Here is a 542-nt window from a genome sequence, read left to right on the forward strand (position 1 = left end):
CGGGCCACGCAAAATAATGTTCGGGAGCGCTGAGGCCTGCTGTCGCTGGGCGGTCAGGCTGACCAGCGTTCCCTGCCGCGTGCCCGGCCATTTAAAGAAGGATGGTGTCACTGGCCCATGGGAATAACGCATCGCGTCACCATCGAAATTCATAATCAGCTGGGTAATCGACGGCGGTAAATAGCGCACGGAGGCAGAAAATTCTAATGCCACCTTTCTGCCATCATTGCTGTCAAATAAAGCTTCTCTGATCGCCGCGACCTTTTCGAAAAATCTTAAGCCTTCGCCACTTTCACTGCCTTTATAACGCCATGGTGAGGATTCCGTATTCACTTTGCTTTCAAGGTTCTTCTTGAAGTAATTATCCACGGTTCCCCCGGAGCCAAAGAAACGTTCCACATCACTCAGGCTAGCCATGCGGTCGCTGTCTGCAAAAGGATAGCGGCCTTGAAAGTTATTGCGGCATACATCCCCCACGCTCATTTCTATAGCTTTGGAGGTTTGAGCAATAACCTTATTTTCCAATTTAGACGAGGAACCCT

At 50.2% G+C, this 542-nt stretch carries 1 protein-coding gene; it reads right to left on the reverse strand.

Annotated elements, in window-relative coordinates:
- A partial coding sequence (locus tag AC27KL_RS28140) for a type VI secretion IcmF C-terminal domain-containing protein (protein ID WP_487171807.1) occupies window positions 1-525 on the reverse strand: 525 nt, incomplete at its 3' end.
- Window positions 526-542 lie beyond the last annotated feature (17 nt).

The organism is Paenibacillus sp. YAE3, assembly GCF_057546105.1.